This is a genomic window from Candidatus Burkholderia verschuerenii (genome assembly GCF_001189365.1).
Classification (GTDB): Bacteria; Pseudomonadota; Gammaproteobacteria; order Burkholderiales; family Burkholderiaceae; genus Caballeronia; species Caballeronia verschuerenii.
In genome coordinates, this window is sequence record NZ_LFJJ01000199.1 from 1 (window position 1) to 10,339 (window position 10,339).

Below are 10,339 nucleotides of genomic sequence, written 5' to 3' on the forward strand. Positions count from 1 at the left end.
GGCGTGACCGGCCATATCGTGCCTTGGAATTATCCGCTGCAGATTTTCGGGCGCAGCGTCGGCGCGGCGCTCGCGACCGGCAACGCCTGCGTCGTCAAGCCCGCCGAGGACGCGTGCCTGTCGCTGTTGCGCATCGCGGAACTGGCGGCGGAAGCGGGCTTGCCGGAAGGCGCGCTGAATATCGTCACCGGATACGGGCACGAAGCGGGCGCGGCGCTGGCGCGTCATCCGGGCATCGACCATATTTCGTTCACCGGTTCGCCCGCGACGGGCGCGGCCGTCACCAAGATGGCGGCGAACAATCACGTTCCGGTCACGCTGGAACTGGGCGGCAAGTCGCCGCAAATCGTGTTCGCCGATGCCGATTTCGACGCCGCGCTGCCCGTGCTCGTCGCGGCCATCGTGCAGAACGCCGGGCAGACGTGTTCGGCGGGCAGTCGCGTGCTGATCGAACGCGCGGCCTACGAGCCGCTGCTGGAGCGCTTGTCACAGGCGTTCGGCGCGCTGAAGGTCGGCCCGAGCACGCTCGATCTCGATTGCGGCCCGCTGATCAGCGCGAAGCAGCAGCAGCGCGTGTGGGATTTCCTCTCCGATGCCCAGCACGACGGCATCGCGATGGCCGCGCACGGCGAAGTCGTCGCGGAAGCGCCGGAAGCGGGCTTCTATCAGGCGCCCACCTTATTGCGCGATGTTCCGCCGACACACCGTCTCGCGCGCGAGGAAGTGTTCGGCCCGGTGCTCGCCGCGATGCCCTTCGACTCCGAAGACGAAGCGCTGACGCTCGCCAACGGCACCGATTACGGACTGGTGGCGGGCATCTGGACCCGCGACGGCGACCGGCAAATGCGGCTCGCGCGGCGCGTGCGTTCCGGACAGGTGTTCATCAACAACTACGGCGCGGGCGGCGGCGTCGAACTGCCGTTCGGCGGCGTGAAGCATTCGGGCCACGGACGCGAGAAAGGCTTCGAGGCGCTGTACGGTTTCACGACGCTCAAGACCATCGCCATCAAACACGGCTGACCGGAGACCACCATGCGACTGCAAGGAAAGACGATCATCGTGACGGGCGGCGGCTCGGGTTTCGGCGAAGGCATCGCGAAGACCTTTGCGCGCGAAGGCGCGAACGTCGTCGTCAACGATCTGAACTGGCCGGCGGCCGAGCGCGTGGCGAGCGAAATCGCCCTGGCGTCGTCGGGGCAGGCGAAGCACGGGCGCGCCATCGCCGTGCAGGGCGACGTGACCCAGCGCGAGGACTGGCAGACGCTGCACGACGCCGCCATTGACGATTTCGGCAGCGTGCAGATTGTCGTCAATAACGCGGGCACGACGCATCGGAACAAGCCGGTGCTCGATGTCACCGAAGCCGAGTTCGATCGCGTCTACGCAGTGAACGTGAAGAGTTTGTACTGGAGCGTCGAGCAGTTCGTGCCGTATTTTCGCGAATAGGGCGGCGGCGCGTTCATCAATGTGGCGTCGACGGCGGGCGTGCGGCCGCGCCCCGGGCTCGTCTGGTACAACGGCAGCAAGGCGGCGGTGATTATCGCGAGCAAGGCGCTGGCGGTCGAACTCGGGCCGGACCGGATTCGCGTGAACTGCATCAATCCGGTGATGGGCGAAACCGCCCTGCTGTCCGAATTCATGGGCATGGAAGACACGCCGGAGAACCGCCGCAAGTTTCTCGCGACGATTCCGCTCGGACGGCTGTCGACGCCGCAGGACATCGCCAACGCGGCGCTCTACCTCGCCTCCGACGACGCCGAGTTCATCACCGGCATCGCGCTCGAAGTGGACGGCGGGCGCTGCGTCTGAGCTTTGTCCGGGGCAAGCGGTTTTATCGGTGTTTTCCTTAGCTTGGCGCGCAGGCTGACCGCTTGCATTCTTACGCGACTGTAATCGCGGGCTGGCCCGGCCCGCGACATCGATAAAAGCCCAAGGAGACAGCATGGCCAGCACCGCCAACCCGATGCCGCGCCCCGGCGCGAGCGCGCCTTCCGCGTTCGAGGAAGCCACTTACCGCAAAGTCGTGTGGCGGCTCTCGCCGCTACTGCTTATCTGTTACGTGGTCGCGTATCTGGATCGCGTGAACGTCGGCTTCGCCAAGTTGCAGATGGCCGCCGACCTGAATTTGTCGGACGCCGTGTACGGCTTCGGCGCGGGGATTTTCTTTTTCGGCTACTTCATTTTCGAAGTGCCCAGCAACGTGATCCTGCATCGCGTCGGCGCGCGGGTGTGGATCGCGCGGATCATGATCACGTGGGGCGTCATCTCGGCGCTGACCATGTTCATCTCCACGCCGACGATGTTCTACGTGATGCGCTTTCTGTTGGGCGTCGCGGAAGCGGGCTTCTTTCCCGGCATCATTCTTTATCTGACGTACTGGTTTCCGGCGCAGCGGCGCGGCCGCATGACTTCGCTGTTCATGACGGCGATCGCGTTGTCGGGCCTGATCGGCGGCCCGATCAGCGGCTGGATCATGGATTCCTTCCACATGAAGAACGGCTGGCACGGCTGGCAATGGCTGCTGCTGCTCGAAGGGATTCCGTCGATCATCGTGGGCATCGTCGTGTTCCTGAAGCTAGACGATCGCATTTCGGAGGCGAAGTGGCTGACGCAGGACGAACGCGATCTGCTGGCGCGCAATATCGCGGCGGATAACGTCGAGAAGGAAGACCTGTCGATCGGCAAGATCCTCTCCAGCGGCAAAGTGTGGCTGATGAGCCTGATCTACTTTTCCTTCGTGATGGGCCTGTACGGCGTGAGCTTCTGGCTGCCGACCATCATCAAATCGATGGGCGTAAAGGATGCGTTGCACATCGGCCTGCTCTCGGCGATTCCCTACGGCGCGGCGGTCGTCGGCATGCTGTGGGCGGCGCGCAGCGCGGATCGCAGCGGCGAGCGGCGCTGGCATATCGCGATTCCGGCGGTCATCGGCGCGATCGGCCTGGTGATGTCCGTGATGCTCGCGAGCAACACGACGCTCGCGATGCTCGGCCTCACGCTCGCGACGATGGGCATCCTCACCACGCTGCCGCTGTTCTGGAGCCTGCCGACGGCGTTCCTCGCGGGCACGGGCGCGGCGGCGGGTATCGCGATGATCAACTCGCTGGGCAATCTGGCGGGCTTTCTGAGTCCGTATCTGGTGGGATGGCTCAAGCAGTTATGCTGGCAGGGTTTCTGGTGCTCGGCGCGGTGCTGGTGTTGAGTGTGCCGGCGAAGATGGTGAATAAGTGACTACCTATTGAGCCAGACACGGCTTGGGAAACTATTTATTGGCCTCGACACACATAGGCTGCGGCGATGCGCGACTCGACAGTCCACGAGTTGCGCACCGCTTTACCAGCCCTTCAGCTCTTGAATTCGGACTGAAGTCTTCATCCACCGACACCGCTCAGCCTGCTCGGTGTTGTCAGAACCGCAATCCCTATCCTTATCACTTATCCAACGTCGTTCGTCCTCTTTCAACACCGCTCCTCTGGCGGAACCCATACTTCGAAGCTTGGTCTTGTACAACATATTGACGTCACGATCTGCATCGGATTGCAGAAGCGCATAGGGACGCTCTTGCGCGATCTCTTGACGAAGCACCAAATCAAGGTCAAACGCGATATCGACATTGTCGTTATAAAAGCCTGCAGTCCCAATCCGAATGCGCACCTTATGGCTTCCGGAGTATCGAGGTATAGCTGATTTATAGCTCAGCAGTACCAATGACTCGTTCAAAAGATTGTCGAGAATTCGCTCATGAACCTCCGCGACAGGCCGATTGTTCTCCCGTAACTGAACGGTATAGCACGGTCGGTCCGCGCCAATGTCATCGACAAACTTGCTGGTACATTCGCCAGGCGGCGGCAACACGATGTCAAATGGAGCATCGACTTCCTTGTTCGTGACTTTAAGTAGCGCGAGAACCGTTTCGTCGTCTTTGTATAAGCTGATCCGAGAAGATCGATCGTGAGGATTGGTTCGGCGAGCACGCTTTGCGCCCAGAAAAAGCAAAAAGCCGCTAAAACTTTGATCAATATACGTTTGGGCACCGCCGCATTCTCCACTCAAATCCAAAATCGCTACACACAGCCTTAAGATGCGAAAAGCGCAACGTAGTATGCGGCGGCCAACGGTTTCGTCGATATCGAGCAAATCAATTTGACAATTGCTCGCATCGGAAAACTCAGATCACGCACCGCTTCGACGCATGCCGCCTCGCGCATGCACCAAAACCGTCCGTAGCGAACCGGCCGCGCATCGGTCAATCCTCCCGGAATCCCCCGCCAAGCCGCGCCAGTCAAGCATTTGCCCCCCATTGGCATACCCCTTGCAGAAGGTGTTTCGCTGATCGACGTCCACCTACACAAACGACCCGCTCAACGGCTTCACTGCTCTTTACATACACATCGGCAAGGGGATTACATCAATGAAACGTCGCAGTCTGCTGAAGTTCGGTTCCATGTCGGGCGCGCTTGCGCTCGCAGGCCAGCTCCCGATCAGTAAAGCCCAAGCTGCTGATAGCGGTCCGATCAAGGTCGGCATCCTGCACTCGCTGTCGGGCACGATGGCGATCTCCGAGACGTCGCTGAAGGACACGGCGCTCATGACCATCGCCGATATCAACAAGAGCGGCGGCGTGATGGGCCGCCAGCTTCAGCCGGTCATCGTCGATCCGGCATCGAACTGGCCGCTGTTCGCCGAAAAGGCGCGCCAGCTTCTGACGCAGGACAAGTGCGCGGTCGTGTTCGGCTGCTGGACGTCGGTGTCGCGCAAGTCGGTGCTGCCGGTGTTCGAGGAACTCAACGGCCTGCTCTTCTATCCGGTGCAGTACGAAGGCGAAGAGATGTCGCGCAACGTGTTCTACACGGGCGCGGCGCCGAATCAGCAGGCGATCCCCGCCGTCGAATATCTGATGGGACCGGAAGGCGGCAGCGCCAAGCGCTTCTTCCTGCTCGGCACGGACTACGCTACCCGCGCACGACCAACAAGATCCTGCGCGCTTTCCTGCACTCCAAGGGCGTGAAAGATGCGGACATTCAAGAGGTCTACACACCGTTCGGACATAGCGACTATCAGACCATCGTCGCGAACATCAAGACCTTTGCCCAGGGGGGAAAGACAACCGTCGTGTCTACGATCAACCGCGATTCGAACGTACCGTTCTACAAGGAACTGGGCAACCAGGGCCTGAAGGCGACCGACGTGCCGGTCGTCGCGTTCTCGGTCGGCGAGGAAGAACTGCGCGGCATCGACACGAAGCCGCTGGTCGGCCACCTCGCGGCATGGAACTACTTCATGTCGGTGAAGAACCCGAACAACTCGAAGTTCGAGAAGGAATTTTTCGCGTACGCGAAAGCGCAGAACCTGCCGGGCGGCGACAAACGCGTGACCAACGATCCGATGGAAGCGACCTTCGTCGGCATCCACATGTGGAAGCAGGCCGTCGAAAAGGCGAAGAGCGCCGATATCGACAAGGTTCGCACCGCGATGATCGGACAGACCTTCGCCGCGCCCTCGGGCTTCACGTTGACGATGGACGGCAATCACCATCTGCACAAGCCGGTGATGATCGGCGAAATTCGCGGCGACGGTCAGTTCAACGTCGTGTGGAAAACCAAGACCGCGATTCGCGCGCAGCCGTGGAGCCAGTATATCGCAGGTAACGAAGGCAAGCCGGACGTGGTCAGCTCGATCCCCGCGTTCCTGCGCCGTCAGCGCGTGCGGGTGGCGTAATACCTTGGTGGTTTGAAGCGGCACGGCCGCGCGCATGGCATCGCGCGCGGCCCATCAGTTCTTTTTAGAAAGGCCATCATGACCGGTTCAATCGTGCGTGTCTTCCTTGCGCTATGCATCGCGCTGACGTCTCTCACGGCACACGCGCTCACGAACGAGGATCTCGCCCGCTCGCGGGCGACGACTTCGAAGCCAAGTCCGCCGCCATCGACAAACTCATCTTGACGGGCGATGCCACTTCCATCGCAGTCCTGAACGCTCTTTCCGATGGATCGCTCGTCGCCACCAACGACGGCCGCGTCTATATCCAGTCCGACGACGGCAACAAGGATCCGCTGACCGGCAAGACCGCCGAAGCGCCGGATGCGCAACAGATCACCTTGAGCAACACGCTGCGCACGAAAGTGGCGGGCGCGTTGTCCGGCCTGCAACTCGCATCGACCGATGTCGCGAAGCGCCGCGAAGCCATCGCCGCGCTGCTGAAGAACCCGGACGCATCGATGAAGCCGATGATCGACCGCGCCCGCGCCATCGAAAAAGATCCAGATTTGAAGAAGCGCCTCGACACGCTCTGGGCGATGACCGCGTTGCACGATCCCGAAGTCAACAAGCGGCTGGAAGCCGCGCAACTCGTCGCCGCGCGCCACGATCTCGACATGTACGAACTGCTGCGCCCGATCGTCGCGAAGAAGGCGGACGGCAGCTACAACGAGCCCGATGAGCGCGTGCGGAGCGCCGCGCAGGAAGCCATCTACGCGCTCGATTCGATCCAGCGCCGCAGCGAGATTTTCGGCACGCTGTTCGCCGGTCTTTCTCTTGGTAGCGTGCTGCTGCTTGCTGCGTTGGGCCTGGCTATAACTTATGGTTTGATCGGCGTCATCAACATGGCGCATGGCGAGTTTCTGATGATCGGCGCGTACGCGACTTATGTCGTGCAGAACCTCGTGCAGCATTACGCGCCCGCTGCGTTCAATTGGTATCCGCTGTTCGCGGTGCCGGTATCGTTCGCGGCGGCGGCGCTAGTCGGCATCGTGCTGGAGCGGCTCGTGTTGAAGCTTCTCTATGGACGTCCGCTCGAAACGCTGCTGACGACCTTCGGTATCAGCCTGATTCTGATTCAGGCGACGCGCACGATCTTCGGCGCGCAGAACGTGCAGGTGACGAATCCTTCGTGGATGAGCGGCGGCGTCGCGGTGATGCAGAACCTCATTCTTCCGTATAACCGCATCACGATTCTGGTGTTCTCGCTCCTCGTGGTGGCGATCGCGTGGGGCGTGCTGACGAAGATGCGTCTCGGCCTCTTCGTGCGCGCGGTGACGCAGAACCGTCGCATAGCCGCGTGCGTCGGCGTGAAGACGGCGCGCGTCGATTCGTATGCATTCGCGTTCGGCGCGGGCATCGCGGGACTCGGCGGCTGCGCGCTGTCGCAGATCGGCAATGTCGGTCCCGATCTCGGGCAGAGCTACATCATCGATTCGTTCATGGCCGTGGTGCTGGGCGGTGTCGGCCAGCTGGCGGGTACGGTGATCGGCGGCTTCGGGCTGGGGCTCGTCAGCAAGGCGGTCGAACCGTTCTGTGGCGCGGTGCTCGCGAAGATCGCGGTGCTGGTGCTCATCGTGTTGTTTATCCAGAAGCGTCCCCAGGGCATGTTCGCCCTGAAGGGCCGCAGCGCGGAGGCCTGATCTCATGAATGCCTCGACCAATGTCAGCGCCAACCTCGACGTCGCGCCGCAACCCGATGCGGAAGCGGCACGCGCGGGCTTCGCGCTGGGACTTCCGCCGCGCGCGGCGCTGTTGCCGCGCAATGGCTGGATCGCATTGATTGCGCTCATCATCGCGATGGGAATCTTCGTTCCGGTGTCGTCGCTCGTGCTGCCGGAGACGAGCACGTTCCACTTGTCCGCCTACGCGATGACGCTCGTCGGCAAGCTCATGTGCTACGCGATCGGCGCGCTCGCGCTCGATCTCGTGTGGGGCTATTGCGGCATTCTGAGCCTCGGGCACGCGCTGTTCTTCGCGCTCGGCGGCTATGGTATGGGCATGTATCTGATGCGCTCGATCGGCCGCGAAGGCACGTATCAAAGCGATCTGCCGGACTTCATGGTCTTCCTCGACTGGCACAAGCTGCCGTGGTACTGGGAAGGCACGGAACATCTCTGGTATGCGCTCGCGCTCGTCGTGCTGGTGCCGGGCGTGCTCGCGTGGGTGTTCGGCTTCTTCACGTTCCGTTCGCGCGTGAAGGGCGTGTATCTGTCGATCATCACGCAGGCCATGACCTTTGCCGCGATGCTGCTGTTCTATCGCAACGAAACCGGCTTCGGCGGCAACAACGGCTTCACCGACTTCAAGCGCATCGCGGGCTTTCCGATCACGCATCCGGGCACGCCCACGGCGTTGTTCCTGATCACGTTCGCGGTGCTGGTGCTGGCTTTTCTCGCGGCGCGCTGGATCGGCACGTCGAAGCTCGGACGCGTCGTGACCGGCGTGCGCGACGGCGAAACGCGTCTGATGTTCCTGGGCTACTCGCCGCTCGCGTACAAGCTGTTTATCTGGACCGTGTCGGCGGTGTTGTGCGGAATTGCGGGTGCGTTGTATGTGCCGCAGGTGGGCATCATCAATCCGAGCGAAATGTCGCCGGCCAACTCGATCGAAATGGCGATCTGGGTGGCGGTCGGCGGACGCGGCACGTTGATCGGACCGATCATCGGCGCGTTTGCCGTGAACGGCGCGAAAAGCTTTTTCACGGCTTATTTCGCGGAGTATTGGCTGTTCTTCCTTGGCCTTATCTTCACGCTCGTGCCCTTGCTCTTGCCGAACGGCATCATGGGTCTGATCGATCTCGCGCGCCGCAAGAAGGCTGCTTCAGGAGACATCGCGGAATGACTGCAATCAATGCCTTGATCGTCGATTTGCCGCCGATTCCGGACTCGTTGCACAAGAACATCAACGTAACGTCGGGCATGGGGCACGTGCTCGCGCCTGGCGAGATCGATGTATCGCACGGGACGATTCTTTATCTCGAAGACGTGACCGTGAGCTTCGACGGCTTTCGCGCGTTGAACAAACTCACGCTGTCGATCGACGTGGGCGAATTGCGCTGCGTGATCGGACCGAACGGCGCGGGCAAGACGACGATGATGGACGTCATCACCGGCAAGACGCGTCCGGATGGCGGCAAGGTTTTTCTCGGACAGACCTTCGACCTTACGCGCATGTCGGAGCCGGTGATTGCGCGCACGGGCATCGGGCGCAAGTTTCAGAAACCTACGGTGTTCGAGAATCATCCCGTGTGGGAGAACCTTGAACTCGCGATGAAGACCGACAAGAGCTGGTTTGCTTCGCTGCGCGCGCGGCTCGATCGGCAGGCGCAGCAGCGGATCGAGGAAACGCTCGAACTGATTCGTTTGCAGCATCAGGCAACGCGGCTGGCCGGTGAGTTGTCGCACGGACAGAAGCAGCGGCTCGAAATCGGCATGTTGCTCATGCAGCAACCGGCGCTTTTGTTGCTCGATGAGCCGGTTGCGGGCATGACCGATCACGAGACGATGGAACTCGCCGAGTTGCTCAATAAATTGCGTGGCACATGTTCGATGATGGTCGTTGAACACGACATGGAGTTTGTTGCTGCGCTTTCCGGCGATGCCGGGAAAGTGACTGTTATGGCTGAAGGGTCTGTTCTTGCCGAAGGGACGCTTGATGAAGTCAAGCGGGATGAGGCGGTTAGTGAGTCTTATCTTGGACGGTAAGTTTTTTTTTGGTGGTGGTGGCTATGCGGCTCTTTTCGCGCTTTATTTTCAGTAGCCGCCTCCCCGGCGGAGGGGTCACTTTCTTTGCGGCGGCAAAGAAAGTGACCAAAGAAAGCCGCTGTCCGATCCTAAGCACCTTCTTGAGCGGCCCCGGCACAGGACTCGAGACTTGGCACAGCAGTAGCGAGTGTTCTCGTGTGCGTTTGGGCGCGGGTTCCCATGCGATCCGTGCTTTCTCGCCTACATCGGTATCGGTCCCCTTCGGCTTACTCCGGCCTCGCTACGCGGCCGGTTTAGGGCCGTATAAGCAACCGGCAGGTGATCAGTGAAACGACCTCGAATGCGGCATCGCACTTATCGTTATTCGGCCCTACCCCGATTTGAGCGTCGACAAGGACCAAGCACGTTCGGTTAGCCAAGCTCGTCGATTTGGTTGCGGGCTCTGTCTCTGTCTAGCTTTGATTGCGGAGCGTGGCACGCAAGAGCGCTTACTTTTCCATCGAAGCGCTAACCAAGGTAGGGCCGAATAACGATTAAACCGATGACGTGTTCGAGGTCGTTTCGCTAAACACCTGCCGGTTGCTTATACGGCCCTAAACCGGCCGCGCAGCGAGGCCGGAGTAAGCCGCAGGGGACCGTTACCGATGTAGGCGAGAAATCGCTAATCGCATGGGAACCAGCGCCGGAACGTACCGTGAAGACACTCGCTACTGCTGTGCCAAGTCTAAAGTCCTGTGCCGCGGCCGTTCCGGTAGTGTGCAGAATGATGTGCAAAAACGCTGAGGCGGCAGGAGCGCAGAGGCAGGGGTGGCCGTGGTGTAAGTTGATGAATGTCCAGTTCGTCAACCTGCCCTCGGGAGGGCTTACGCCATGGC

General features: G+C 61.1%; 4 protein-coding genes and 4 pseudogenes. 7 read left to right on the top strand and 1 reads right to left on the bottom strand.

What is annotated here, in order from left to right; translation table 11 throughout:
- From BVER_RS24410 to BVER_RS24420, 3 genes and pseudogenes are all read left to right on the top strand, one after another.
- On the top strand, nt 1-1,020 hold a 1,020-nt coding region (locus BVER_RS24410), incomplete at its 5' end, for an aldehyde dehydrogenase family protein (protein ID WP_050455475.1).
- Nucleotides 1,021-1,032: 12 nt separating this feature from the next.
- A pseudogene (locus BVER_RS24415) lies at nt 1,033-1,809 on the top strand (SDR family oxidoreductase).
- 133 nt (nt 1,810-1,942) lie between these two features.
- A pseudogene (locus BVER_RS24420) lies at nt 1,943-3,231 on the top strand (MFS transporter).
- A gap of 102 nt (nt 3,232-3,333) precedes the next feature.
- On the opposite strand, the gene BVER_RS24425 reads toward BVER_RS24420, so the two are convergent.
- A complete protein-coding gene (locus BVER_RS24425; RefSeq protein ID WP_157056206.1) occupies nt 3,334-4,137 on the bottom strand; it encodes a lysozyme inhibitor LprI family protein in 804 nt (267 codons plus the stop codon).
- 274 nt (nt 4,138-4,411) lie between these two features.
- Between BVER_RS24425 and urtA the strand changes: the two are divergent.
- From urtA to urtD, 4 genes and pseudogenes are all read left to right on the top strand, one after another.
- Nucleotides 4,412-5,718 (top strand): annotated as a pseudogene (urtA, locus tag BVER_RS24430) (urea ABC transporter substrate-binding protein).
- 78 nt (nt 5,719-5,796) lie between these two features.
- Nucleotides 5,797-7,400, top strand: a pseudogene (gene urtB, locus BVER_RS24435) (urea ABC transporter permease subunit UrtB).
- A gap of 4 nt (nt 7,401-7,404) precedes the next feature.
- Nucleotides 7,405-8,601 (top strand): urea ABC transporter permease subunit UrtC, encoded by a 1,197-nt coding sequence (gene urtC, locus BVER_RS24440; protein WP_050455477.1) that lies wholly within the window; start codon nt 7,405-7,407, stop codon nt 8,599-8,601.
- On the top strand, nt 8,598-9,464 hold the full coding sequence (urtD, locus tag BVER_RS24445; protein WP_050455478.1) for an urea ABC transporter ATP-binding protein UrtD: 867 nt from the start codon (nt 8,598-8,600) through the stop codon (nt 9,462-9,464). Before urtC ends, urtD begins: the two co-directional genes overlap by 4 nt.
- Nucleotides 9,465-10,339: the final 875 nt, after the last annotated feature.